Below are 25,338 nucleotides of genomic sequence, written 5' to 3'. Positions count from 1 at the left end.
GCGGCCTGGCCATGACGGTAGCCCGATGCCGACGAGTAGTCGACACATACGAAAGTATATGTTGAACAAATATGCCGTATGTACAACATTTAGTCCCACGACGGCATAGCCAGCCGTGACACCACGACACAACAACAGCTTCGATGGAGAATGCAGATGCCCCACTTCAAGCCAAGCCTGCTGCTCACCGGCACGGCGCTGATGCTCGGCCTGTCCACGGCCCAGGCGGCGGAGTACGAGTGGAAGTTCCAGGCCTCGGAAACCGCCGGCGAGCCCAGCTTCAAGATCAAGGAGGAGTGGGCCGACAAGATCGAGACCATGACCGATGGCCGGGTGCATATCGAGATCCTGCCGATCAACTCGGTGGTCGGCCCCACCGAGACCCTGCAGGCGGTGTCCTCCGGCATCCTCCAGGGCCACATGACCGACCCCAGCTACTTCTCGGGCCAGAATCCCGCCTTCGGCATGCTGGGCAACCTGGTCGGCGCCTGGAGCGATCCCTACGACTTCCTGGAGTACATGAAGTACGGCGGCGGCGAGGCGCTCTACAACGAGCTGGCCAACCCCTACGGCACCCAGCTGATCAGCGCGGCGACCTTCCCGCTGGAATCGATTCCCTCCACCGTGCCGATCGAGTCCATCGATGACTTCGAGGGCCTCAAGATCCGCGCGCCCCAGGGCATGGTCTACAACATCTTCGAGCGCATCGGTGCCACCCCGGTCAACCTGCCGGGCTCGGAGGTCTACACCGGCCTGGAGAAGGGCGTGATCGACGCCGCCGACTCCACGGTGCTGTCCAACAACGACGCCATGGGGATCCACGAGTTCGCGCCCTACCCCCTCTACCCGGGCTTCCACTCCATGCCGATGATCGCCGTGTCGCTCAACAAGGAGATCTGGGATGGCCTGCCCGACGAGCTGAAGACCACCCTCGAGACGGCCTTCGACGGCATGGCCTACGACCTGATCGCACGGCTCAAGGCACAGGACATCGAGACCCTGCAGGCGCTCAACGACAACCCCGACGTCACCCCCATCGACTTGTCCAACGAGGAGCGCAAGCGCTTCCGCCAGGCCGCCGAACAGGAATGGCGCGAATGGGCCGGCAAGAACGAGATGACCCAGAAGGTCTACGACTCGGCCACCGCCTTCCTGGAATCCCGCGGCCTGCTGTAACCCCAGCCCCCACCCACTCGGCGGTGCCCGGCCGGCACCGCCCTTCTCCCCACTCCCAATGACATCGGCGGCGCCTCGGCGCCGCCCGGAGGAGTCATGTCTCCCAAGAATCACGACGACCGCCTCGCCGTCGACGAGGGGCACGTCGCCAGCGACGAGGATGAACTCTCCGCAGCCACCGCCGGCGAGCCGGAACATGCCCATGATCCTGCGGCCGGCGCACCGGGGCGCGGTGTCTTCGACCGCGGCGTGATCCAGGCGGCCCGCGGCGCCGCCTGGCTGGTGTTCATCGCCATGGCGATCAGCGTCTATGAGGTCATCATGCGCTACGCCTTCGGCTCGCCGACCTCCTGGGTCCACGAGAGCGTAGTGATGCTGGTGGCGGTCGGCTTCTCCCTGGGTGGCCCCGCGGCCCTGGCCAACGACCGTCACATCCGCGTCAAGGTACTCTACGACGCCGTCGGCCCCCGCGCCCGATTGTGGCTCGACCGCTTCAACGACCTGGTGACCTTCCTGTTCTGCCTGGGCATGTCCTACGCCGCCTACACCATGTTCTGGTCGGCTTCCCACAACCCGCTGGGCGAGTGGCAGCTGGAGCGCTCCGGCACCGCCTGGAACCCGCCCATCCCGGCCCTGGTGAAGGGCGTGATCCTGCTGGCCCTGGCGATCATGTGCGTGCAGGCCTTGCTGCATCTGATCCGCTCGCTTCGCCGCCGTGCCGATTTCGCAGCTCGAGGGGCTCAATCATGACGATTGCCGACGGAACCCTGCTGCTGGTGGGCCTGATCTTCGCGCTGCTGGTCACCGGCCTGCCGCTGGCCTTCATCACCGGCCTGGTGGCGCTCGCCTTCACCTTCGGCTGGTTCGGCCCCGACGCCCTGCCGCTGGTCACCAGTCGGGTCTACGGCTTCGTCACCGAGTACTCGCTGGTGGCGGTGCCGATGTTCGTGCTGATGGCCTCGCTGCTCGACCGCTCGGGGATCGCCAAGGACCTGTTCAACGCCATGCGCGTGTTCGCCGGCCGCCTGCCCGGTGGCGTGGCGGTGCAGACCATCGTGGTGGCCTTCTTCCTGGCCGCGCTGTCGGGGATCATCGGCGGCGAGATCGTGCTGCTCGGCATCCTGGCCCTGCCGCAGATGCTGCGCCTGGGCTACGACAAGCACCTGTCCATCGGCGTGGTCTGCGCCGGCGGGGCGCTGGGCACCATGATGCCGCCGTCCATCGTGCTGATCATCTACGGCCTGATCGCCTCGGAGTCGATCGCCGACCTGTTCACCGCGGCGATCACCCCGGCGGTGATCCTGATGCTCTCCTACATCGGCTACGTGCTGGTGCGCTGCCTGAAGAATCCCGCCATGGGCCCGCCGATGAGCGATGCCGACCGCGAGGAAGGCTTCGCCAACCGTTGGCAGGCCCTCAAGGCGATCGTCGTCCCGGGGCTGATCGCGGTGCTGGTGCTGGGCTCGATCTACGGCGGCGTGGCCTCGGTGACCGAGGCGGCGGCCATGGGCGTGTTCGGCGTGCTGCTGGCGGTGGTCGCCCGCGGCGAGTTCTCGCTGAAGACCATGCACGAGAGCCTGGGCCAGACGCTGATCACCTGCGGCATGATCATCTGGATCGGCATCGGCGCCGCGGCGCTGGTCGGGGTCTACAACCTGATGGGCGGCAACCGCTTCATCTCGGGCATGATCATGGGCCTGGACGTGGCGCCGATCATGATCATCCTGGTGATGATGGCGATCCTGCTGGTGCTGGGCATGTTCCTCGACTGGATCGGCGTGGCCATGCTGACCCTGCCGATCTTCGTGCCGATCGTCGAGCAGCTGGGCTACAGCCCGATCTGGTTCGGCATCCTGTTCGCCGTGAACATGCAGGTGTCCTTCCTGTCGCCACCCTTCGGCCCGGCGGCCTTCTACCTCAAGGGCGTGGCGCCGCCCGAGGTCAGCCTCAAGGACATCTTCGTCTCGCTGCTGCCGTTCATCGCCTTGCAACTCTGCGTGCTGTTCGCGCTGCTGTTCTGGCCCAACCTGGCCATGTGGCTGGTGGGCTGAGCGACGCCGGCAAGGCGACAGGGGTGTCGCCTTGCCCCCTAGACGCCCGACGCAGGCGTCTCCATCGATGACAAGGACAACATCATGGCGACACCCAGACTGACGTACCTGGAAAAGATCGGCTTCGGCAGCGGGGACATGGCCATCAACGTGGTCATCTCCTCGATGTTCCTGATCATCTCCTACTTCTATACCGACATCTTCGGTCTCAAGCCCTCCCACATGGGGATCCTGTTCCTGGTCGCCCGCCTGGTCGACGCGGTGACCGATCCCCTGATGGGCATGATCACCGACCGCATCAACACGCCTCGGGGACGCTACCGCCCCTACTTCCTGATCTTCGCGGTGCCCTTCGGCATCTCGGTGCTGTTGCTGTTCACCACCCCGGACTGGGACTACAACGCCAAGCTGGTGTGGGCCTATTCGACCTACCTGCTGGTCACCCTGCTGTTCACCGCCGTGACCATCCCCTATATCTCGCTGATCGGCGTGCTGAGCGACGATCCCAAGGACAAGCTGTCCGCCAACGGCTACCGGCTGTTCTTCGCCAAGATCGCCGCCTTCCTGGTCACCATCATCGTGCCCAAGCTGGCCGAATCCTTCGGCGAAGGCCAGCTCGAGCTGGGCTACCAGGTCGCCATGGGACTGATGGGCGGCCTGGCGACCCTGCTGCTGCTGTTCTGCTATCACACCACCACCGAGCGCGTCCAGCACCGCATCGACGACAAGCCCATCAAGCAGCAGTTCGCGCTGCTGATGAAGAACGACCAGTGGCTACTGCTGTGCGGCGCCTGCTTCACCGGCACCATGGGCTACGTGATGCGCAGCTCCGTGGCCGCCTACTACGCCAAGTACTACCTGGGCGCCGGCCCGAGCCTGCTCTCGGCCTTCCTCACCGTCGGCGTCGGCGCCGCCATCCTGGCCATGATCGCCTCCACCTGGATCACCAAGCGCTACTGCAAGGTACAGCTGTTCCGCTGGAGCCAGGTCGCGGTGGGCGTGCTCAGCGTGCTGATGTTCGTGCTGGTCGATCCCGGCGAGGTGGTGCTCGCCTTCGTGCTCTACTTCCTGATCTCCTTCGTGGTGGACCTGCACGCCCCGGTGTTCTGGTCGGCCATCGCCGAGTCCGTGGACTACGGCCAGGCCAAGACCGGCCAGCGCGTCTCGGGGCTGGCGTTCGGCGGCATCTCCTTCTTCCAGAAGGCCGGCATGGGTGCGGCGGGCTTCCTGGTCGGCGTGCTGCTGACCGTCTTCCACTACGAGCCCAACGTCGACCAGAGCGCCTTCACCCTCACCGGGATCGCCCTGATGCTGTCGATCATCCCCGGCGTCTTCCACACCCTGATGGGGGGCTTCATGTTCCGCTACCGGATCACCGACGCCTACTACGCGTCGCTGGGCGACATCGGCGCCGACCGTGACGCCGCCGCCCCGTCGACCGACAGCGCCCTCGAGCCGGGCCGGGCCAACTGATGGCCGCCCCCCGTTCAACCGCCCACGCCACGGAGCCTTCCATGACACTGCCCCCCGAGCCCCTCATCGAGCAGCGTGCCGACCCCTGGATCCTCGCCCACGACGGGCACTACTACTTCATCGCCTCGGTGCCCGACTACGACCGCCTGGAGATCCGCCGTGCGGGCAGCGTCGCGGGGCTGGCCACGGCGCCGGCCGCCACGGTATGGCGCAAGCCCGACGCGGGGCCGCTGCGCGAGCTGATCTGGGCCCCCGAGCTGCATCGCGTCGGCGGCATCTGGGTGATCTACTTCGCCGCCGCGCCGTCCCGCGAGATCGTCGATGGCCTCTTCCAGCACCGCATGTACGCCATCACCTGCGCGGCGGACGACCCGCTGGCCGGCGCCTGGAGCGAGCCGCGCCGGATGGAGACGCCGCTGGACAGCTTCTGCCTGGATGCCACGACCTTCCAACTGCGCGGACGCGACTACTACGTCTGGGCCCAGAAGGACCCGGCCATTCCCGGCAACTCGAATCTCTATATCGCCGAGCTGGCGGGCCCGGACCGCCTGGCCGGGCCGCCGACCCGCCTCAGCGTGCCCGAGCACGACTGGGAAAAACGCGGCTTCCTGGTCAACGAGGGGCCGGCGGTGCTCCAGCGCCACGGTCGGCTCTTCCTCACCTACTCGGCCAGCGCTACCGACGAAAACTACTGTGTGGGACTCCTGTGGGCGGATGCCGACAGCGACCCGCTGGACGCGGCGAGCTGGTCGAAATCGCCGACCCCGGTGCTCGATAGTGACCCGGAGCACGACATCTTCGGCCCCGGCCACAACGGCTTCGTGGTCAGCCAGGACGGCACCGACCTGCTCGTCTACCACGCCCGCACCTATACCGACATCCTGGGCGACCCGCTGTGGGACCCCAACCGCCATACCTACGTCAAGCCGATCCGCTGGGACGAGCACGGCTTCCCCGATTTCGGACGGGCCGGCGAGGACACCCTGCCACCGGCCAGACAACGTCCATGAGCCACCACGCCAGCAAGTCATCAGGACCATAGAATCAACATATAATATTATATGTTGTACATACCCCGGAAGCCGGGGCTATGATGGGGCCACTTCGGTGCTCGCCGCTCCGACCCGACAGCCGAGGAATCACACCATGCGAATCATCCAATGCCTGCATGACGGCGCCCCCCGCGCCGCCCTGGTCGAAAGCGAGAACAACGTCCGGCTTCTAGAGGCCGACACCTATACCCTGGCCCGCCGCGCCATCACCGACGGCCGGTCGCTGGCCGAGGTGGCCGAAACGGCGCTGACCGAGACGCGGCTCGACTACGCTCAGCTCGTCGACGAGCAGCGCCTGCTGCCGCCGCTGACCCACCCCGACCCGGCCCATTGCCTGGTCACCGGCACCGGCCTGACCCATCTGGGCAGCGCCGACACCCGCTCGGCGATGCACGCCCCGTCTCAACAACAGGCGCAGGCCGACGAGGCCGAGCTGACCGACTCGATGCGCATGTTCCGGCTCGGCGTGGCGGGCGGCAAGCCCGCCGCCGGCGAGACCGGCGCCCAGCCGGAGTGGTTCTACAAGGGCGACGGCGACTGCGTGGTGGCCCCCGAGGCGCCGATGCCGGTGCCGGCCTTCGCCGAGGACGCCGGCGAGGAGCCGGAGCTCGCCGGGCTCTACCTGATCGGCGACGACGGCCAGCCCTGGCGGGTCGGCTACGCCATCGGCAACGAGTTCTCCGACCACGTCACCGAGCGCTTCAACTACCTGTGGCTGGCCCATTCCAAGCTGCGCCACTGCAGCTTCGGCCCGGAGCTCTTGATCGGCGAGCTGCCCGAACACCTGGAGGGCGTGAGCCGCATCGTCCGCGACGGCGAGACCCTGTGGGAGAAGCCGTTCCTGACCGGCGAGGCCAACATGGCCCATAGCCTGGCCAACCTCGAGCATCATCACTTCAAGTACCCCGGCTTCCGCCGCCCCGGCGACGTCCACGTGCACTTCTTCGGCACCGCGACGCTGAGCTTCGCCGACGGCGTCCAGACCCGCGACGGCGATCGTTTCGAGATCGCCCTGCCGGCCTTCGGCCGGACACTGCGCAACCCGCTGGCGTTCGACACCGACACCACCGATACCCCCGTTCATTCCCTGTGACCTCAGGAGGCTCCATGACCCTGGAAGGCAAGCAACTGATCGGCCAGGCGGCCGTGACCGCCGACGGCAAGGCGATCCACGCCATCGACCCGGCCACCGGCGAGACCCTGTCCCCGGCCTATGCCGCGGGCGGCAAGGCCGAGGTGGAACAGGCCTGCGACCTGGCCTGGGCGGCCTTCGCGACCTACCGCGAGACCGGCCTCGAGGAACGCGCCCGTTTCCTCGAGGCCGTCGCCGACGAGATCGAGGCCATCGGCGATGCGCTGATCGAGCGCGCCATGGCCGAGTCCGGCCTGCCCCGGGCCCGCCTCGAGGGCGAGCGCGGCCGCACCTGCGGCCAGCTGCGCCTGTTCGCCCAGGTGGTGCGCGCCGGCGAGTGGCTCGACCTGCGCCTCGACCCGGCGCTGCCGGAGCGGGCGCCGATGCCGCGCGTCGACCTGCGCCAGCGCCATATCGCCCTGGGCCCGGTGGCGGTATTCGGCGCCTCCAACTTCCCGCTGGCCTTCTCGGTGGCCGGTGGCGACACCGCCTCGGCCCTGGCCGCCGGCTGTCCGGTGGTGGTCAAGGCGCACTCCGCCCACCCCGGCACCTCCGAGCTGGTCGGCCGCGCCGTGCAGCGCGCCGTGGCCAGGTGCGAGCTGCCCGAGGGCGTGTTCTCGCTGCTCTACGGCTCCGGCCGCGAGGTGGGCCAGGCGCTGGTGCGCGATGCGCGCATCAAGGCGGTGGGCTTCACCGGCTCGCGCTCCGGCGGCACCGCGCTGATGCAGGCCGCCCAGGCGCGTCCCGAGCCGATCCCGGTCTATGCCGAGATGAGCTCGATCAACCCGGTGTTCCTGCTGCCGGCGGCCCTGGAATCCCGTGCTGCCGAGCTGGGCGAGGCCTTCGTCGGCTCGCTGACCCTGGGCGCCGGCCAGTTCTGCACCAACCCGGGGCTGGTGATCGGCGTCAAGGGCGAGGGCCTCGACGCCTTCGTGGCCGCCGCCGGCGAGGCGGTGACGGGCGCCGCGGCCCAGACCATGCTGACCCCGGGCATCCATGACGCCTATGTGCAGGGCGTCGATGGCCTCCTTCAAAGCCGCAAGGCCCGTGAGGTGGCCCGCGGCCCGGTCGGCGAGGGTCCCAACGCCGGCCAGGCCGGGCTGTTCGTGGCCTCGGCCGCCGACTTCCTGAGCGACGAGGCCCTGCAGGCCGAGGTGTTCGGCGCCAGCTCGCTGGTGGTGGAGTGCGCGGACCTCGACGAGGTCAAGCGCGTGGCCGAGCATCTGGAAGGCCAGCTCACCGCCACCCTGCAGATGGACGACGGCGACCTGGAGGCCGCCCGCGACCTGCTGCCGATCCTCGAGCGTCGCACCGGGCGGGTGATGGCCAACGGCTGGCCCACCGGCGTCGAGGTGTGCCACGCCATGGTCCACGGCGGGCCTTACCCGGCGACCTCGGACTCGCGCACCACCTCGGTGGGCAGCGCGGCGATCCACCGCTTCCTGCGCCCGGTGTGCTACCAGAACCTGCCCCAGGGCCTGCTGCCCGAGGCACTGCATGACGGCAACCCCGCCGGCGTCAGCCGCCTGGTCGACGGCCGGCGCGAAGCCTGAGGAGACGCCCATGTCGCATACCATGACCTTCGCCCTGCCCGAGGATGCCGACCAGGCCCTGCTGGTCGGCCGGGTCTGGCGCGATGCGCCCCACCAGGGCCCGGCCCTGGTGGTGGTCCGTCGGGGCCGGGTCCTCGACATCACCGCGAGCGGTACCTGCATGGCCGACCTGCTCGACCGCGACGACGCGGTCGCGTTCGTGGCCTCGGTCGAGGGCGAGGACCTGGGCCCGGTCGAGGGGCTGCTGGCGAACTCCCTGCGGGACACGCCCGAGGCGCCCTATCTGCTCGCCCCCTGCGACGTCCAGGCGATCAAGGCCTGCGGGGTGACCTTCGCGGTCAGCCTGGTGGAGCGGGTGATCGAGGAGCAGGCGGGCGGCGACCCGGCCCGGGCCGGCGAGCTGCGCGAGGAACTGCAGGGGCTGATCGGCGACGACCTGTCGAGGATCGTCCCGGGCTCCGAGGCGGCCATGGCACTCAAGGCCGAGCTGCAGGCCCGCGGCGCCTGGTCGCAATACATGGAAGTGGGCATCGGCCCGGACGCCGAGGTGTTCACCAAGGCCCAGCCGCTGTCGGCGGTGGGCTTCGGCCGCGGCGTGGGCCTGCACCCGGCCTCGGAATGGAACAACCCGGAGCCGGAGATCGTGCTGGCGGTGGACGCCGCCGGCCGGGCCAAGGGCGCGACGCTCGGCAACGACGTCAATCTGCGCGACGTCGAGGGCCGCAGCGCCCTGCTGCTGGGCAAGGCCAAGGACAACAACGCCTCCTGCTCGCTCGGTCCCTTCATCCGCCTGTTCGACGAGCGCTTCACCCTGGACACGGTACGCCAGGCCCGGGTATCGCTGCGCATCGAGGGCGCCGATGACGACTTCATGCTGGAGGACGTCAGCGACATGGCCGAGATCAGCCGCGACCCGCTGGATCTGGTCCGCCAGACCCTCGGCGCGCATCACCAGTATCCGGACGGCGTCATGCTGTTCCTGGGGACCATGTTCTCGCCGATCCAGGATCGCGACGGCGCCGACCAGGGCTTCACCCACCATGTCGACGACCGCGTGACCATCGCCACCCCCGCCCTGGGCGCACTGGTCAACCGCGTCGACCGCTCGGACCGGCTGCCCCCATGGACCTTCGGCATCCGCCAATGGCTGGCCTTCCAGGCCCGGCGAGGCTGACACGCATCCTGGCCGGCTGATCGAAGCGGAGACAATGAGGTATCCTTGGCGACGGCCGCCTTCCTGTGCCTCGCACACGCCTCGATGGCGGTCCGTCCAGCGAAGGAAGGCTCATGTTCGACCTCATCGGCGATATCCACGGCTACGCCACCCCGCTAAGGGTGCTGCTCGAGCGGCTCGACTACCGCGAGCGCGGCGGTGTCTGGTCACATCCCGCGCGCCGGGTGATCTTCCTCGGCGACTTCATCGACCGCGGACCGGAACAGGCCGAGGTGGTCCGCATCGCCCGCGAGATGGTCGACGCCGGCCACGCCCTGGCCGTGATGGGCAATCATGAATTCAACGCCGTGACCTGGGCCACCGCGGACCCGGCCCGGCCCGGCGAGACGCTGCGCCGCCACTCGCCGAAGCACCGACGCCAGCATCAGGCCTATCTCGACCAGGTCGGCGAGGGCAGTCCCCTGCACCGTGACCACATCGCCTGGTTCAGGTCGCTGCCGCTCTACCTCGACCTGCCCGGGCTGCGCGTCGTCCACGCCTGCTGGCACCCGCCCTCCCTGGAGACGCTTGCCTCGCGACTCGACGACGCGGGCCGGATCCCGCCCGCGGCCTGGCCCGAGCTGGTGCGCGAGGGCAGCGCCGCCTTCGAGGCGGTGGAGACCCTGCTCAAGGGACTCGAGGTGGAACTGCCGACCGGGTACGAGTTCCTCGACAAGGACGGCAACCCCCGCCGTCGCGTGCGCACGCGCTGGTGGGAACTCGACCGGCTCACCTACCGTGACCTCGCCCTGGTGCCACCGGAGGCCATCGAGGAGATCCCCCACGAGCCCATCCCCGGGGATGTGCTGCCGGGATATGAGGGGAACAAGCCGCTGTTCGTGGGGCACTACTGGCTCACCGGCACGCCGCGCCCCCTCACCCCCCACATCGCCTGCCTGGACTACAGCATCGCCGCCTCGCCGACCTCGCACCGTGAGGGGGGCAGCAAGCTGTGCGCCTATCGCTGGGACGGCGAGGAGCAATTGCAGGCCGACCACTTCGTCTGGGTCGCTCCCTGAGCGGTGTTGACGGACCGAGCCCGGCCTGTAAAGGTCGCTCTCTTCTATTCCTGCCCCAGACCATCACAGCCACGGAGCGACGCATGGCAACAAGGAAAGGCCCCAAGTTCTATGTCGTCTGGGTCGGCCGTCAGACCGGGATCTTCACCACCTGGGCCGAATGCAATCGCCAGGTGAAGGGCTACCCCAAGGCCCGTTACAAGTCCTTCCCGACCCGAGAGGATGCCGAAGCCGCCTTCGCGAAAGGCCCTCTCAGTGCCGCACCCGCCAAGACGGCGAAGGCATCGGGCAGCGCGGGCTCGGCGTCCGGGGGACGCACGACACGCCGGCAGACTGCGCCGGCACAAGACACCTCCACGCCACCAGGCAAGGCCTACGACACGGAGATCTACTGCGATGGTGCCTGTGAGCCCAACCCCGGGGATGCCGGCTCGGGCATGGCCATCTACCGCAATGGCACTCTGGCCGAGCTCTGGTATGGGCTCCACAACCCCAGGGGGACCAACAACACCGCCGAGTTGAATGCCTTGCACCAGGCGCTCCGCATGGCCCGGGAGGAGGTCGCCCGGGGGGCCTCCGTGCGGATCCATTGCGACTCCACCTACTCCATCAACGCCATCACCAAGTGGGCCAGCGGGTGGAAGAAGCGCGGCTGGAAGAAGGCCGATGGCCAGGCGATCAAGAACCCCGAAATCATCCAGCCCACCCATGCCCTCTATGAAAGCCTCGCGTCGGCGGTGACCATCGCCCACGTCAAGGGCCACGCCGGCGTCGAAGGCAACGAGCTGGCAGACCGCATGGCCATGTATGGGGCCGACCAGCAGGAGCGCGAGTTCTGCCGTTACCGGGGCAGCGACTGCGTGGCGGATATCCTCAAGCTCAAGCGGGGTTGATGCCGGCTACGTTGGCGGTTGGCTTCCGACGGTGGGCTGTCGCCCGGCGTGAGCGATTGCCGGGCGGCGGCGGTGCCGGTGCGCTTGCCCAAGGCCGGCACGCCGTAGGGTATAGGTAGGAGCTCGACATCAGGGAAAAGTGCTAGATGCCGTGACTGCGAACACGCCAGGCAGTAGGAGAAAAGCAACCCTTTTTCGTAACAGTTTGTGTACTACTGTTACAAGAGAAGTCAGCGACAGCTTCATTAGCATGACAGGTTGCCTTTCTCCCTGGACTGGAGGTGGTCCAATGCACACCCAGCACGCTGCCAACCCGACTCGCCGCCCTTCCGGAATCGCCGCCCTTCATCTGGCGGCCCGCACCATCGCCACTTCTCGTCGCGATCAAGACGATGGCCCGATGACCGTAGAGCAACTGGCCAATGCACGACGGGAGGTCGAATACCTGGCCAGGCGCAACGGCATGAAAGAGCCTCTGTTACAGATATGGACTGTGCGTAGCTAGGTGTGTAAACCCACCAGGTTGTTCACGGAAAGCCTCAGCCGGCTAACCGGAGGCCGATAATCCAGACTGGCATGTGGCCGATGCCAGTTGTACTGATGAAGCCAGGCAGGCAGATGCCTGCCTCGCTCCTCCGAGCTGATGTATGACCGGGCGTAGGCCCATTCCCGCAGCGCGGTCTGAATGAACCGCTCTGCCTTGCCATTGGTGCGGGGCGTATAGGGTCGAGTGCGTTTGCGCTTCAGTCCCAGACGCCGGCACAGGCGGCGGAACGGCTTGGATTTGTAGCATCCACCATTGTCGGTCAGCACGCGCGTGAAGCGAATGCCCAGGTTCCTGTAGTAACGCACGGCCTCCAATAGGGCATAGCACGCACTCCAACCGGTTTCATCGGGATAGCGGGTGCCGAAAGCGACCCGCGAGTGATCGTCGATGGCGATGTGAACATACTCCCAGCCGGCGCCCCGCGTGTTCTGCTGGCGATCGCCGGTGACACGATGCCCTGGGCGTTCGAAGCGGCCGAGTTTCTTGATGTCCAGGTGCAGTAGATCTCCCGGCGCGTCATGCTCGTAACGATTCACGGGACGGGCAGGTGCCAAGGCCGAGAGACGATTCAGCCCCTCGCGTTCGAGGAGCCGTGCGACCGTGCTGTGTCCGATCCCTAACCGCTCGGCGATCTGGCGGTAGGTCTGGCGCTGCTGGCGACGCTCGAGGACCTGCTCGCGAACCTCGGCAGGGACCGCATGAGGGCAGCGACGGGGACGAGAAGAGCGGTTCTGCAGCCCGGCCTCACCCTCTTGCCGGTAGCGGCGCACCCACTTGTAGACCGTCCTCACACTGACACCTTGCGCCTGGGCGACCTCCTCGGGCCGGAGCCCTTCGTCAACGACTCGGCGGACCAGCAGGGCTCGACCATGCGGTGTGAGACGGGCATTCTTATGGGTGTTCATCCGGGCCTCCTGGAGGTTGGTTTGGGTCGCACCTCCAATTGTCCGGGTAGGTTCCGGATGAACAACCTACCGAGAGATCACAGCTAGGTCCCACCGCTGCTCCCCGCCACCTCACCGGCTCCCGCCTCGAGGCCGCTGAACTGCCGTCGAGCCTGGGGCAGGATGATCTCGTCCGCCCGGAACTTCGCAACGACGTCCTGCTCGCCGGCGAGCTGACGGGCAAAAGCGGTGTGGAGTTTTTCGGATTTTTTACGGGCACACGAAAAAGCCGCCTGGTGCATAGCACCAAGCGGCTGATTCTCTGAAACTTGTTGGTGGAGCCTAGCGGGATCGAACCGCTGACCTCAACACTGCCAGTGTTGCGCTCTCCCAGCTGAGCTAAGGCCCCACGCTGTCTCGCCGTTCCTGCCTTGCGAGAACGAGGCGAATATTACGTCCTGACCGGGAGACCGTCAACCCCGCCATGAGAAAAACCATCCCCGGGACTGACGCCAATTCCCCTTAGGATGATGTTGTGCCACGCTAAGGGCATCGTGAGCCGCCCGGGATGACGAGCAACGCGCCAGCGTCATGCCGTGGCATGCCCACCCTTTCATTCTCAACTTCGTTCAGGAGCACCTGCCTTGATCAGGGTTCTCGTTGCCGATGATCATCACCTGGTTAGGACCAGCATCGCCCACCTGCTGAATGCCGAGGCCGATATCAGCGTGATCGGCGAGGCCGCGGATGGCGAGGAGGCCATTCGACAGGCGCGTCAGCTCAAGCCGGATATCGTGCTGATGGATATCCGCATGCCCGGCATCGGGGGACTGGAGGCCACGCGCAAGATCCACCGCTTCACCAGCGACGTCCGCATCCTGGTGCTGACGGCCTTCCTCGAGGAGGCCTTCGCCCAGCGGCTGCTGGAGGCCGGCGCCCATGGCTTCATCAGCAAGGGCTGCCAGCAGGACGAGATGGTCCAGGCGATCCGCGGGGTCTTCGCCGGCCAACGCTACGTCAGCCCGGAGATCGCCCAGCGCCTGGTGCTGTCGCGCATCGATTCCAGCGACAACCCCTTCGACCAGCTCTCCCAGCGCGAGCTGCAGGTGGCGATGATGATCGTCAACTGCCAGAAGGTGGCCGACATCGCCGACCGCATGTTCCTGAGCCCCAAGACCGTCAATACCTATCGGTACCGCATCTTCGAGAAGCTCGGGGTGCATTCCGACGTGGAGCTGACCCACCTGGGACTGCGTCACGGCCTGGTGGACGGCTTCAGCGAGGTGGAATGACCCGCCCGGTGGCGGGTCTGATAGGATGACGCTCCCGTTTCATCCACCACCGGCGCCGCGATGAGTTTCGATTCCCGTCATTTCCTCGATACCGTCACCGAGTCCCCGGGGGTCTATCGCATGCTCGACGAGCAGGGCGAGACCCTCTATGTGGGCAAGGCCCGCCGGCTCAAGGCGCGCCTGGCCAGCTATTTCCGGGGCGCCCTGAACACCAAGACCCAGGCGCTGGTCTCGCGCATCGCCGACATCCAGGTCACGGTCACCAACAGCGAGACCGAGGCACTGCTGCTCGAGCAGACGCTGATCAAGGAACAGCGCCCGCCCTACAACATCCTGCTGCGCGACGACAAGTCCTACCCGTTCGTCTTCGTCACCGACCGTCACCCCTTCCCCGCCCTGGAGTACAAGCGGGCCCGCGCGCGCCACGACGACGGGCGCTACCTGGGTCCCTACCCCAGCAGCGGCGCGGTGCGCGAGAGCCTGTCGCTGATGCAGAAGATCTTCCGCATCCGCAACTGCGAGGACAGCGTCTTCGCCCATCGCACCCGGCCCTGCCTGCAATACCAGATCGGCCGCTGCAGCGCGCCCTGCGTCGGCTATATCGGCGAGGCGGACTATCGCCGCGACCTGGAGCATGCGGTGCAGTGCCTGGAGGGCAAGAGCGAGGCGGTGACTCGTGAGCTGACCCGGGACATGGAGGCGGCCAGCCAGGCGCTGGACTTCGAGGAGGCGGCCCGGCTGCGCGACCAGATCCAGCACCTCCGCCAGCTGCAGCAGCGCCAGTTCGTCGATACCGGCGGCGGCGACGCCGACGTCTTCGCCCTGGCCACGCGCCCCGGCGCGCTGTGCATCTCGGTGCTCACCGTGCGCCAGGGCCGCCTGCTCGGCGCCCGCCACCATGAGCCCGCCAACGGCCTGGACCTGGGCCCCGAGGCCCTGCTCGGCGACTTCGTCAGCCAGTTCTACCTGGGGCAGAGCCGGGAAATCCCCACCGAGGTGATCACCAGCCACCCGCTGCCCGATGCCGCCCTGATCGCCCGCGCCCTGGGCGAGCGCGCCGGCAGGCGCATCCGGGTCACCGACCAGGTTCGCGGCCACCGCGCCCAGTGGCGCGAGCTCGCCCGCACCAACGCCGAGCAGCAGCTGGCCGGCCAGCTGGCCAGCCAGAACCAGCTCACCAGGCGCTTCGAGGCCCTGCGCGAGGCGCTCGCCCTGGAGACCACGCCGGCGCGGCTGGAGTGCTTCGACATCAGCCATAGCCATGGCGAGGCCACGGTGGCCTCCTGCGTGGTGTTCGATGCCAGCGGCCCGCGCAAGTCGGACTACCGGCGCTTCAACATCGAGGGCGTGGAAGCCGGCGACGACTACGGCGCCATGCGCCAGGCGCTGACTCGCCGCTTCCGGCGTCTGAAGGAGGGCGAGGGCGAACGCCCGGACATTCTCATCGTCGATGGCGGCAAGGGGCAGCTCAACATGGCCCGCGAGGTCTTCGAGGAACTCGGGGTCACCGGCGTCCACCTGCTGGGCGTGGCCAAGGGCACCACCCGCAAGGCCGGACTGGAGACCCTGTACATCGAGACCGTGAACCGCACCCTCGACCTGGACGGCACCTCGCCGGCCCTGCACCTGCTGCAGCACATCCGCGACGAGTCACACCGTTTCGCCATCGCCGGCCACCGGGCACGGCGCGACAAGGCCCGGCGCACCTCCACCCTGCAGGAGATCCCCGGCGTCGGTCCGCGGCGTCGCCGCGAGCTGTTGCGCTTCTTCGGCGGCCTGCAGGGGGTCAAGCAGGCCAGCCGGGAGGAGCTCGCCCGGGTGCCCGGCATCAGCGCCACCCTGGCCGAGGCGATTCATCGTGCCCTGCATGGATGAGCGCGGCCAAGCTGGATAGAATAGCCCGACATCACGGCATCCCCTCTCCATACAGGCAAGGACCGCAGCTTCCGATGAACATCCCCAACATCCTGACCCTGGCCAGAATCATCTTCATCCCGCTGCTGGTGGTGCTGTTCTATCTGCCCGTCTCCTGGAGCATGCCGCTCGCCGCGGGACTGTTCGGCCTGGCCTCGGTGACCGACTGGCTGGACGGCTACCTGGCCCGGCGCTGGGACCAGTCCACGCCCTTCGGCGCCTTCCTCGATCCGGTGGCCGACAAGCTGATGGTCGCCGTGGCCCTGGCCCTGCTCATCGAACGCTACGACGCCAGCTGGCTGACCCTCCCGGCGCTGGTCATCATCGGCCGCGAGATCGTCATCTCGGCGCTGCGCGAATGGATGGCCGAGATGGGCAAGCGCGGCACGGTGGCGGTGTCCTGGATCGGCAAGTTCAAGACCAGCCTGCAGATGATCGCCCTGCTGCTGCTGCTGGCCTTCGCCCCGGGCACCCCCATCGCCATGCTGGGCGTCGCGACCCTCTATGTGGCCGCCCTGCTGACGCTGTGGTCGATGATCGACTACCTGCGCGCCGCCTGGCCGCACCTGAGCCGCTCGATGTGACGACAGGCCGAGAAAACCGTTTGACAGTCACCGACTTATCCGTATAATGCGTCCTCGAGTCAGGCGGGAATAGCTCAGTGGTAGAGCATCGCCTTGCCAAGGCGAGGGTCGCGAGTTCGAATCTCGTTTCCCGCTCCATTCCCCAAGAATGGCACGACTCATGAGGCTGGATGGCAGAGTGGTTATGCAGCGGACTGCAACTCCGTGTACGCCGGTTCGATTCCGACTCCAGCCTCCATCATTCCTATAGCAGCCCGCTCGAACCCCGCCCGGATGGCGAAATTGGTAGACGCAAGGGACTTAAAATCCCTCGGTGGCAACACCGTGCCGGTTCGAGCCCGGCTCCGGGCACCATACCGCAGTCAGCGTTTCGACTCATCTTGAGCCCGGCCATCCAACGGGGCGTCGCTTCATGATCCTGGCGCGTCTGCGCGATCCGTACTTCAGCCATCGTCACCGCCGCAAGCTGCACGTCCTGCGTGTCGCCCTCGCCCTGTGCGTGACCTACGCCGTCACCGAACTCTTCGCGATCCAGCACAGCGGCTGGGCTCTGGTCAGCACCGTGATGGTGATGGGCAACCTGCCGCATATCGGCGGCGTGCTCGACAAGGGCCGGCAACGCCTGCTCGGCACCCTGCTCGGGGCCGCCTGGGGCCTGCTGCTGATCGCCGCCGCCCCCCTGCCCTGGGCCGGCCTGGTGCCGCTGGGGACCCTGCTGGCCATCGCCCTGGGCACCTGGATGACCTTCGGCAAGCGCTACGGCTACGGCGGCCTGATGTTCGCCATCAGCCTGCTGCTGGTGGTCGGCGACGGCAACCAGGAGCTGGGCGTGGCGCTGTGGCGCAGCTTCGACGTGCTGCTCGGCACACTGATCGGCATCGGGGTCACCGTGGCGGTCCTGCCCCACAAGGCCACCGACATGCTGCGCTTCATGCTCGCCGACAACCTGGATCGCATGGCGCGCCTCTACCATGCCCACACCTCGGCCACCGCGGCGCCGGACCTGGACACCCGCGAGCTGCTCAAGGCCTGCAGCGGCCTGCTGGTCAAGCAGCGCGGCATGGTCGACGCCATCCACCGCGAGGGGCGGCTGCGCCGAGGCGAGCTCGACGACATCATCTCCCTGCAGCGACGCATGCTCTCGACCATCGAGCTGCTGCTGGAGACCCACTGGAATACCCGCGCCGGCCATGACCGGATCGATGCCATGGGCGGCCTTCGCGATCAGCAGCATACCCTGGCCCGGGGAATCGGCAGCCTGGCCTTCCAGGTGCGCACCGGCCACCCCGTCGAGGTGCGCGTCGCGCCCTTCGACCTGCAGCGCCACGCCGGCCTGGCCGCCGATGCCCACGGCGAGGACGGTCGCGCACTGTTCAGCCCCAGCGGCTACCTGTGGCTCAACCGGGAGCTCGCCCGCCTGACCGGCGAGCTCATCGAGCGGCTGGGCGGCCTGGAGCGCCTGCCCAGCCAGCGCCTGCGCCGGCGCGCCTCGCGCAATGGCCTCCTCGACCGCCCCGCCGGCGCACGGCCGGCCCATCAACAAGGACTGCCAGATGACCGACAGCAAGCATGAGGTGCTGATCATCGGCGGCGGTATCGCCGGCCTGGTGTTGGCCCTGGAAGTCGCCGACCGGCGACGCGTGACCCTGCTGCAGCCCGCCCGGGACGAGCAGGGCGCGAGCCGCTGGGCCCAGGGCGGGATCGCCGCGGTACTCTCGCCCCAGGATGACGTCGAGGCCCATGTCGCCGATACCCTGGTGGCCGGCGACGGCCTCTGCGACGAGGCCGCGGTGCGCTTCACCGTGGAGCAGGGCCCCGCCGCCATCGGCTGGCTGCTGTCGCTGGGCGTGCCCTTCACCCCGGACCCCGACCCCGAAGCCGGCTACCCCTATCACCTGACCCGGGAAGGCGGCCATGGGGCGCGGCGCATCATCCACGCCGACGATGCCACCGGGCGGGCCGTGGTCGAGACCCTGATGGCGCACGTGCAGGCCCACCCCGCCATCGTCCTGCGCACCGACCTGACCGCCATCGGGCTGATCGGCGACAGTGCCGGTCACTGCCGCGGCGCGCACTGCCTCGACGAGGATGGCCAGCTGCACCGCCTGCTGGCAGCGGATACCGTGCTGGCCACCGGCGGGGCCAGCGGCCTGTACCGGCATACCACCAGTCCCCGACCGGCCAGCGGCGAAGGCATGATGATGGCGGCCGAACTGGGCGCCGAGCTGATGAACCTCGAGTTCCAGCAGTTCCATCCCACCTGCCTCTATGACCCCGAGGGCGCGCCCTTCCTGATCAGCGAGGCGGTACGCGGCGAGGGCGGCCTGCTGCTCAATGGCGAGGGCGAGCGCTTCATGCCCGGCGTGGACCCCCGCGCCGAGCTGGCGCCCCGCGACATCGTGGCTCGCGCCATCGATGCCGAGATGCAGCGTACCGGCACCGATCACGTGCTGCTCGACATCCGTCACCTCGGCGAGGCGGCGATCCGCCACCACTTCCCCACCATCCACGCCCACTGCGCCTCCCGGGGCCTGGATATCGCGCGCACGCCGATCCCGGTGGTCCCGGCGGCCCACTACAGCTGCGGCGGGGTCACCACCAACCTGGAAGGCACCACCACCGTCCCGCGTCTCCACGCCATCGGCGAGGTCGCCGGCACCGGCCTGCACGGCGCCAACCGCATGGCCAGCAACTCGCTGCTGGAATGCCTGGCCTTCGCCCGCAGCTGCGGTCGGCGCCTGCGCCACGCCCCGCCGGCCGGCGATGCCCCCCTGACGACCTGGCAGCCCGGCCGGATACCGGTCCCGCGGGAGGAGATCGCGGCCCTGCGCGACGAGATGCGCCGGATCATGAGTGCGCGGGTGGCCATCGTGCGCCGGGATGCCGGCCTCGACGAAGCCGCCGAGGCCCTGGCCGAGCTGGCCGCCCGACTGGCGCCGCGCCTGCCCGAAGCCGCCCCGGACGAGGAGCTGGCGAGCCTGTGGCACGCCCTGCGCCTGGCCCGGCTGACCGTGGCCTGCGCTCGGGCCCGCCGGGAGTCGCGGGGCCTGCACTTCAACCCCGACTGTCCCGTGCATGGCGACCCGTCGCCCCGCCCCTCGCGGATCCATCTCGGCGACCTGGCCGGCCCCTGAACCCGGTCACGCGACGACCGCCCCGAGGTGCCTCCCGGGGCGGTCGTCGACGCCCACACGCAGGGCACCGCGGGTTCAGGGCAGTGACACCAGCCAGCGCCGCAGGATGCGCCGGGAAGCCGCATCGCTGCTGTCGGGCCAGACCCAGAGCCGGCGGCCGTCGAGGCGCAGTCCCACCAGCCAGGGCCCCAGGTAGTCGCAGTCCAGCCGCGCCGCCTGCCAGTCGCTCGTGCCACGGGGACGCCAGGCCCAGTCCGGAGCCGCCGACGGGCGGGGCGTGACCCGCAGCGCCCCGGCCGGACGACGCCGCGCGATGTCCCACAGCACGGCGCCCATCACCAGCGCCGCCGACACCGCCACCCAGGACGGCGCCTGGTGGGTCAGCAGCGCGACCACGCCCAGGGCCGGCAGGCCATGGGCGAGCAGTGCCAGCCTAGAGGGTGCGATAGTGATCGTTGTCGGTGGTTTCGGCATGTTCGACGATCATCTTGACGATGCGTCGCCGGGAGGGCTCCTCCGGCCACTCGCGGCGCATCAGCCAGGCGAAGAGGTCCTGGTCCTCCTCGGTGATGAGGTCGCGATAGGCGGCCTGGTCGCTCTCGTCCAGGTCGTCATAACGCTGTTCGAGGAAGGGAATCAGCAGCAGGTCGAGCTCCCACATGCCGCGACGGGAATGCCAGTAGAGGCGCTTGCGCAGGGCGGCGCCGGCAGACGAATCGTCGTTCAAGGTCGGCCTCGTCGGATTGGGTGAATGTGGCGACAGTATACCCGAGCCTCCGCGACGCAGGCAGCCCGCCGACCGCTTCGCCTCCCCACCTGGGGCAAAGGTCGTAGAGCGTTGTTTTATCGAGAGTTGCACAGTATGCTTTGGAGAAAACCATCGCCCTCGGTAGCACGCCGACCCAGGCAGGACCGCACGGAGAGAACCGATGACCAAGTCCGAACTGATCGAGCAGATTGCCATGCGACAGCCGGAGCTGTCGGTCAAGGAAGTCGAGGCCGCCGTGCGCCTGATCCTCGACGACATCACCGATACCCTGTCGGAAGGCGGCCGCGTGGAGATTCGCGGCTTCGGCAGCTTCTCGCTGCACTACCGGGAGCCGCGCGTCGGGCGCAATCCCAAGACCGGCGAACCGGTCGCACTGGACGGCAAGTTCGTGCCACACTTCAAGCCCGGCAAGGAGCTGCGCGAACAGGTAGACGCCAGCCGCGCGCTCGGCTACTGACGAGCGGCCTCGCCCCACTCTCTCCTCAACTCGACATGGGAACAAGCACATGCGTTGGCTTAAAGGCCTGATCATGGCCATCATCCTGCTGGCGGTGCTGCTGATCGGCATCCTGTTTGCCGTCAACAACCAGCAGGCCCTGCCCCTCAACCTGATCTGGATCGAGTTGCCGGCGGCCTCGCTCTCCGTCTGGCTACTGGCTTCCCTGGCCGTGGGCGTCTTCCTGGGCATGCTCGCCATGAGCGGCGTCTACCTGCGCCTGCGCACCCTGCTGACCCGCGCCCAGCGCCACAACCAGCAGCAGCGCAAGGAACTCGACAAGCTGCGTATCCAGGAGATGAAGGAACTCCCCTGAATGCCCGATGTTCTGCTGCTGGCCCTGTTGTTGGCAGCGGTCGCCATCGGTTGGTGGCTGGGCCGCCGCGAACGCCGAGGCCCTGGCACCCCCGCCACCTCGCCCGGCCTGGCCCGCGACTACTTCGTGGGCCTCAACTACCTGCTCAATGACCAGCAGGACCGCGCCATCGAGACCTTCGTCGGCGCCCTGGAGGTCAACAGCGATACCATCGAGACCCACATCGCTCTGGGCAACCTCTTCCGCACCCGCGGCGAGGCCGACCGCGCGGTGAAGATCCATCAGAACCTCCTGGCCCGCCCCACCCTCTCCGGCGATCAGGGGGAACGGGTCCAACTGGAGCTCTCCCGGGACTTCCTCCACCTGGGCCTGCTCGATCGGGCCGAACGCCTGCTCCAGGGGCTGGTCAGGGAAGGCCAGGACGACGAGCTGCGCCAGTCGGCCAAGCGCCTGTTGGTCGACCTGCTCGAGCGGGAAGGCGAATGGCAGGCGGCCCTGGACGTGGCCCTGCCCCATCTGGTGCGGCAGCACGACGACATCCGGCGCGCCGCGGCCCACTGGCTGTGCGAGCTGGCCGACCAGGAGCGCCGGTCGGCCAGCCCGGTACTGGCCCGGCGCCATCTCAAGCAGTCGCTGGCCACCGATGCCCGCTGCGTGCGGGCCAACCTGCTGCTCGCCGAGATGGCCCTCGATACCGGCCAGTACCGCCAGGCCATCCGCCTGCTCAAGCGCATCCCCGACCAGGACAAGACCTTCATTCCCAGCATGCTCGAGCCGCTGAGTCGCGCCTACCGGCTGCTGGATGACGAGGTTGGCCTGATCCAGTACCTCCAGGAACTGCTCGAGACGGCCCCCTACACCAGCGTGATCATCCTGCTGGCCGAGACCCTGCGCCGGCATCATGGCGACGCCCGCGCGGCCCATGCGCTGGTCGCCCGCCAGCTCAACCGGGAGCCGAGCCTGGGCGCGGTGGACTACCTGATCCGCCTCTACCTGCGGGAGGCTCCCGGCAGCGAGGACGAGCGCATCGAGCTGCTGCAGCACCACACCCACACCCTGCTGCAATCCCTGCCCCGCCACCGCTGCCGCCGTTGCGGCTTCAGCGGCGAGCACCTCCACTGGCAGTGCCCCCGCTGCCGCAGCTGGGGCACCACCAAGCCGATCACCGGCATCGAGGGCGAATAGCCGCTCAGCGGGCGTCGAGCTCGCTCTCGATGGCGGCCAGGGCGGCCATGGGATCATCGGCCTGGGTCACCGGCCGCCCCACCACCAGGTGGGTGCTGCCGGCGGCCATGGCCGCGGCAGGCGTCATGATGCGCCGCTGATCGCCGGCGTCGGCGGTGGCCGGCCGGATGCCCGGGGTCACCTTGAGGAAGCGGTCGCCGCACAGCACACGCAGCCGCTCGGCCTCCCGGGCCGAGCACACCACGCCGTGCATGCCGCTGTCCCGGGCCAGCACCGCCAGGCGCTCGACCTGCTCGGCGGGCGTCGCCGACACCCCGACCTCGGCCAGGTCCCCGGCCTCCATGCTGGTCAGCACCGTCACCGCGATCAGGTGGGTGCTCAGGGCGTGTTGCTCCAGGCGCGCCCGGGCGGCCTCCATCATCCGCCGGCCGCCGCCGGCATGCACGTTGACCATCCACACGCCCTGCTCGGCGGCCGCCTGCACCGCCCCGGCCACGGTATTGGGAATGTCGTGGAACTTGAGATCCAGGAAGACCTCGAAGCCGCGCCCATGCAGCGCCTCGAGCACGTCCGGTCCGCTGCGGGTGAACAGCTCCTTGCCCACCTTCAGGCGGCAGCGGGCCGGGTCCAGCCGATCGGCCATGCACAGGGCGGCATCCAGGGAGGTGTAGTCGAGGGCGATGATCAGGGGTGACGCAGTGGACACGGGCGGGCTCCTGGCGAGGTGAGTGGTCCGGGGCAGTATATCAGCCATGCCCGACACCGCATGTGGTGGATGTCGTCTCCGCGATGTCGCCCTTCCCTGACAGCCACTGGCGGGAATCTCTGACCTTCGCCACCGGCTGGCGGCACTAGCTTTGAAGACAGGCAGCTCGCCTGCTCGTAACCCCCCTCCACCGACACAAGGAGATCGGTATGCCACGCATGCTCAAGGAACGTCTCGCCCTCCTCGGCCTGATCCTGCTGCTGGGCCTGGCCGCCCCCGCCCTGGCGCAGGAGATGGCGCCGGTGAACGTCAACACCGCCGATGCCGCCCTGCTCGCCGAGCTACCCGGGATCGGCGAAGTCAAGGCCGCCGCCATCGTCGAGGAGCGCGAGACCAACGGCGACTTCGGCTCGGCCGAGGAGCTGACCCGGGTCGATGGCATCGGCGAGACCACCGTCAATGCCCTCGCCGACCAGGTGAGCTTCTAGTCCCTCCGGCCACCGGACCGCGCCCCGGTGGCCGTCTCCCCCGAATCAGGGCCGACCTCGCTCAGAGCCGCAAGCTCCGTCACACTCGATCACCCGCCCGGTCAAGTAGTCACTCTCGACGATGAAGGCCACGCTCTCGGCGCTGTCCTGGGGCTGACCCAGGCGCTTGAGGGGCATCCAGCATGTCATCGCGCATCGAGGCCGTCATTTGCGTCTCGATGAAGCCGGGCGCCACCGCGCCCACGCGAATGTCATGACGGGCATACGGCGGCGACGGCGCGTCGCCGTCGTATGCCCGTCATGGCGACACTGACAGCCTGCGCTTTCTATCGCGACGCAGTATCCTCCCTTGGGCGCAGTTCCCGGCCGACGCGGGGTCGCTTGATTTTCCCTGGCCCGCCCCCATGTCTTCGGCATTCGACCTAGCGGAGTCATCATGCCTTTCCTTCTCATCTTCACCGTCTTTGCCCTGCTCGATTTCGTGCTCCTGTTTTCCGTCGGCAGCCAGATCGGCCTGCTGACGACCCTCGCCCTGGTGCTGGGCACCGGCTTCATCGGCCTGCACCTGATCCGCCGCGAAGGGGTGGCCACCTTCGCCCGGGCCCAGGAGCGCATGGCCCGGGGCGAGGTCCCCTCCGGCGAACTGCTCACCGGGGCGGCGCTGATCTTCGGCGGCGCCCTGCTCATGGCCCCCGGCTTTCTCTCCGACACCCTGGGCTTCATGTGCCTGATCCCCGATGCGCGCCGCCTGCTGGGCAAGCTGCTCGGCCGGGTCGGCCTGCGCATGCGGGGCGTGCATGTCCATGCCGGCGGCTACCGCCCCCGTCAGGGCAGCGACGCCGACTGGCAGCAAGCCGACGCGCCGCGCGGCGACACCACACGGGAAGCCCATACCGATAGCCGGGGCGAACCCCTGGAGGGCGACTTCATCGGACACGACGAGCGCCGCGGCTGACGAGAGAAAAAATTTTCGCCGGGGCCTTGAAAGCCCTGACAGCAGCCCCACTTAACCGTCAGCAACGAGCTTCGGCCCCGGCCCTGCCGAGGCCATCCCCACGGAAGGCGGAGACGCCTTCACCCCGCAGCCCGCTGCGGGATGATGATGAAAACCGCCGAGGCAGCGACGCCCCGGCACAGCAAACCATCAGGAGAACGTGAGCAATGAACATCCGTCCCTTGCACGATCGCGTCGTCATCCGTCGCGTTGAAGAAGAGCAGAAGACCGCAGGCGGCATCGTGCTCCCGGGCAGTGCCCAGGAAAAGCCGACTCGTGGCGAGGTCCTCGCCGTCGGTAACGGCCGGATTCTGGACAGCGGCGACGTGCGCCCGCTCGACGTCAAGGTCGGCGACACCGTGATCTTCAAGGATGGCTTCGGCGTCGAGAAGCAGAAGATCGAGGGCGAGGAAGTGCTGATCATGAGCGAGTCCGACATCCTGGCAGTCGTCGAGGGCTGAGCCACG

The 25,338-nt window shown here is 68.3% G+C and carries 25 protein-coding genes, 4 tRNA genes and 2 pseudogenes; 25 read left to right on the top strand and 6 right to left on the bottom strand.

Annotated features, from left to right (window positions below):
* Window positions 1-156 precede the first annotated feature (156 nt).
* The 11 genes from OCT48_RS07795 (at window position 157) to OCT48_RS07745 (ending at window position 12,067) form a co-directional block, all read left to right on the top strand.
* Entirely contained in the window at window positions 157-1,176 is a 1,020-nt protein-coding gene (locus tag OCT48_RS07795; protein ID WP_263592127.1) for a TRAP transporter substrate-binding protein, read from the top strand.
* Between the two features lie 96 nt (window positions 1,177-1,272).
* Window positions 1,273-1,926, top strand: a complete 654-nt coding sequence (locus tag OCT48_RS07790) for a TRAP transporter small permease subunit (protein ID WP_263592126.1) — start codon at window positions 1,273-1,275, stop codon at window positions 1,924-1,926.
* Window positions 1,923-3,227: a TRAP transporter large permease gene (locus OCT48_RS07785; RefSeq protein WP_263592125.1), complete on the top strand. Its 1,305-nt coding sequence runs from the start codon at window positions 1,923-1,925 to the stop codon at window positions 3,225-3,227. The genes OCT48_RS07790 and OCT48_RS07785 overlap by 4 nt, the downstream gene beginning before the upstream one ends.
* Before the next feature lie 84 nt (window positions 3,228-3,311).
* Window positions 3,312-4,700 carry an MFS transporter gene (locus OCT48_RS07780; RefSeq protein WP_263592124.1) on the top strand — a complete coding sequence of 463 codons (1,389 nt, stop codon included), beginning with the start codon at window positions 3,312-3,314 and terminating at the stop codon, window positions 4,698-4,700.
* A gap of 41 nt (window positions 4,701-4,741) precedes the next feature.
* Window positions 4,742-5,710 carry a family 43 glycosylhydrolase gene (locus OCT48_RS07775; protein ID WP_263592123.1) on the top strand — a complete coding sequence of 323 codons (969 nt, stop codon included), beginning with the start codon at window positions 4,742-4,744 and terminating at the stop codon, window positions 5,708-5,710.
* A gap of 136 nt (window positions 5,711-5,846) precedes the next feature.
* Entirely contained in the window at window positions 5,847-6,845 is a 999-nt protein-coding gene (araD1, locus tag OCT48_RS07770; protein WP_263592122.1) for an AraD1 family protein, read from the top strand.
* A gap of 14 nt (window positions 6,846-6,859) precedes the next feature.
* Window positions 6,860-8,437, top strand: coding sequence for an aldehyde dehydrogenase (NADP(+)) (locus OCT48_RS07765; RefSeq protein WP_263592121.1), 1,578 nt, complete (start codon window positions 6,860-6,862; stop codon window positions 8,435-8,437).
* Between the two features lie 10 nt (window positions 8,438-8,447).
* Window positions 8,448-9,611 (top strand): fumarylacetoacetate hydrolase family protein, encoded by a 1,164-nt coding sequence (locus OCT48_RS07760; protein ID WP_263592120.1) that lies wholly within the window; start codon window positions 8,448-8,450, stop codon window positions 9,609-9,611.
* A gap of 113 nt (window positions 9,612-9,724) precedes the next feature.
* Entirely contained in the window at window positions 9,725-10,669 is a 945-nt protein-coding gene (locus tag OCT48_RS07755) for a metallophosphoesterase (protein ID WP_263592119.1), read from the top strand.
* A gap of 83 nt (window positions 10,670-10,752) precedes the next feature.
* Window positions 10,753-11,562, top strand: coding sequence for a ribonuclease H family protein (locus tag OCT48_RS07750; protein ID WP_263592118.1), 810 nt, complete (start codon window positions 10,753-10,755; stop codon window positions 11,560-11,562).
* A 289-nt stretch (window positions 11,563-11,851) separates the two neighbouring features.
* Window positions 11,852-12,067: a hypothetical protein gene (locus OCT48_RS07745; RefSeq protein WP_263592117.1), complete on the top strand. Its 216-nt coding sequence runs from the start codon at window positions 11,852-11,854 to the stop codon at window positions 12,065-12,067.
* On the opposite strand, the gene OCT48_RS07740 is transcribed toward OCT48_RS07745, so the two are convergent.
* The gene (locus OCT48_RS07740) at window positions 12,064-13,014 is read right to left on the bottom strand and encodes an IS481 family transposase (RefSeq protein WP_263592116.1); all 951 of its coding nucleotides are present in this window, start codon (window positions 13,012-13,014) and stop codon (window positions 12,064-12,066) included. The genes OCT48_RS07745 and OCT48_RS07740 overlap by 4 nt on opposite strands.
* Before the next feature lie 312 nt (window positions 13,015-13,326).
* Window positions 13,327-13,402: transfer RNA gene (locus OCT48_RS07735), tRNA-Ala, on the bottom strand.
* Window positions 13,403-13,637: 235 nt separating this feature from the next.
* On the opposite strand from OCT48_RS07735, the gene uvrY reads away from it, so the two are divergent.
* The 8 genes from uvrY (at window position 13,638) to nadB (ending at window position 19,917) form a co-directional block, all read left to right on the top strand.
* Window positions 13,638-14,285 (top strand): UvrY/SirA/GacA family response regulator transcription factor, encoded by a 648-nt coding sequence (uvrY, locus tag OCT48_RS07730; protein WP_263592115.1) that lies wholly within the window; start codon window positions 13,638-13,640, stop codon window positions 14,283-14,285.
* A 60-nt stretch (window positions 14,286-14,345) separates the two neighbouring features.
* Entirely contained in the window at window positions 14,346-16,160 is a 1,815-nt protein-coding gene (gene uvrC, locus OCT48_RS07725; protein ID WP_263592114.1) for an excinuclease ABC subunit UvrC, read from the top strand.
* Window positions 16,161-16,234: 74 nt separating this feature from the next.
* Window positions 16,235-16,783, top strand: a complete 549-nt coding sequence (gene pgsA, locus OCT48_RS07720) for a CDP-diacylglycerol--glycerol-3-phosphate 3-phosphatidyltransferase (RefSeq protein WP_263592113.1) — start codon at window positions 16,235-16,237, stop codon at window positions 16,781-16,783.
* A 63-nt stretch (window positions 16,784-16,846) separates the two neighbouring features.
* Window positions 16,847-16,921, top strand: a tRNA-Gly gene (locus OCT48_RS07715).
* A 26-nt stretch (window positions 16,922-16,947) separates the two neighbouring features.
* Window positions 16,948-17,021: transfer RNA gene (locus tag OCT48_RS07710), tRNA-Cys, on the top strand.
* 29 nt (window positions 17,022-17,050) lie between these two features.
* Window positions 17,051-17,137 (top strand) — tRNA-Leu (locus OCT48_RS07705).
* Window positions 17,138-17,195: 58 nt separating this feature from the next.
* Complete coding sequence (locus OCT48_RS07700) at window positions 17,196-18,356, top strand: FUSC family protein (protein WP_263592112.1); 1,161 nt, start codon at window positions 17,196-17,198, stop codon at window positions 18,354-18,356.
* Window positions 18,337-19,917, top strand: a complete 1,581-nt coding sequence (nadB, locus tag OCT48_RS07695) for an L-aspartate oxidase (protein ID WP_263592111.1) — start codon at window positions 18,337-18,339, stop codon at window positions 19,915-19,917. The genes OCT48_RS07700 and nadB overlap by 20 nt, the downstream gene beginning before the upstream one ends.
* Window positions 19,918-19,992: 75 nt before the next feature.
* Here the strand turns inward: nadB and OCT48_RS07690 are convergent, their stop codons facing one another.
* Both OCT48_RS07690 and OCT48_RS07685 read right to left on the bottom strand, forming a co-directional pair.
* Window positions 19,993-20,391, bottom strand: coding sequence for a hypothetical protein (locus OCT48_RS07690; RefSeq protein WP_263592110.1), 399 nt, complete (start codon window positions 20,389-20,391; stop codon window positions 19,993-19,995).
* Window positions 20,351-20,644, bottom strand: coding sequence for a succinate dehydrogenase assembly factor 2 (locus OCT48_RS07685; protein WP_263592109.1), 294 nt, complete (start codon window positions 20,642-20,644; stop codon window positions 20,351-20,353). The genes OCT48_RS07690 and OCT48_RS07685 overlap by 41 nt, the downstream gene beginning before the upstream one ends.
* 196 nt (window positions 20,645-20,840) lie before the next feature.
* On the opposite strand from OCT48_RS07685, the pseudogene OCT48_RS07680 reads away from it, so the two are divergent.
* The 3 genes and pseudogenes from OCT48_RS07680 to lapB form a co-directional block, all read left to right on the top strand.
* Window positions 20,841-21,143: pseudogene (locus OCT48_RS07680) on the top strand (integration host factor subunit beta); the annotation flags it as partial.
* A 49-nt stretch (window positions 21,144-21,192) separates the two neighbouring features.
* Window positions 21,193-21,498 (top strand): lipopolysaccharide assembly LapA domain-containing protein, encoded by a 306-nt coding sequence (locus tag OCT48_RS07675; protein ID WP_126481005.1) that lies wholly within the window; start codon window positions 21,193-21,195, stop codon window positions 21,496-21,498.
* A complete protein-coding gene (gene lapB / locus OCT48_RS07670) occupies window positions 21,499-22,683 on the top strand; it encodes a lipopolysaccharide assembly protein LapB (RefSeq protein WP_263592108.1) in 1,185 nt (394 codons plus the stop codon). It abuts the gene before it with no gap.
* A gap of 4 nt (window positions 22,684-22,687) precedes the next feature.
* On the opposite strand, the gene pyrF is transcribed toward lapB, so the two are convergent.
* A complete protein-coding gene (gene pyrF, locus OCT48_RS07665) occupies window positions 22,688-23,389 on the bottom strand; it encodes an orotidine-5'-phosphate decarboxylase (protein WP_263592107.1) in 702 nt (233 codons plus the stop codon).
* A 209-nt stretch (window positions 23,390-23,598) separates the two neighbouring features.
* Here pyrF and OCT48_RS07660 point away from each other — a divergent pair, with 209 nt between their 5' ends.
* Window positions 23,599-23,877: a ComEA family DNA-binding protein gene (locus tag OCT48_RS07660; protein WP_263592106.1), complete on the top strand. Its 279-nt coding sequence runs from the start codon at window positions 23,599-23,601 to the stop codon at window positions 23,875-23,877.
* Window positions 23,878-23,922: 45 nt separating this feature from the next.
* Here the strand turns inward: OCT48_RS07660 and OCT48_RS07655 are convergent.
* Window positions 23,923-24,139, bottom strand: a pseudogene (locus tag OCT48_RS07655) (SDR family oxidoreductase); the annotation flags it as partial.
* A 174-nt stretch (window positions 24,140-24,313) separates the two neighbouring features.
* Here OCT48_RS07655 and OCT48_RS07650 point away from each other — a divergent pair.
* A complete protein-coding gene (locus tag OCT48_RS07650) occupies window positions 24,314-24,832 on the top strand; it encodes an FxsA family protein (protein WP_263592105.1) in 519 nt (172 codons plus the stop codon).
* Between the two features lie 206 nt (window positions 24,833-25,038).
* Window positions 25,039-25,332: a co-chaperone GroES gene (locus OCT48_RS07645; protein ID WP_263592104.1), complete on the top strand. Its 294-nt coding sequence runs from the start codon at window positions 25,039-25,041 to the stop codon at window positions 25,330-25,332.
* The last annotated feature ends 6 nt before the right edge of the window (window positions 25,333-25,338 follow it).

The sequence above is a fragment of the Halomonas sp. M4R1S46 genome (assembly GCF_025725685.1).
GTDB lineage: Bacteria > Pseudomonadota > Gammaproteobacteria > Pseudomonadales > Halomonadaceae > Halomonas.
Note: the sequence above shows the minus strand (reverse complement) of the source record. Positions and strands in the feature narration are given on the sequence as shown.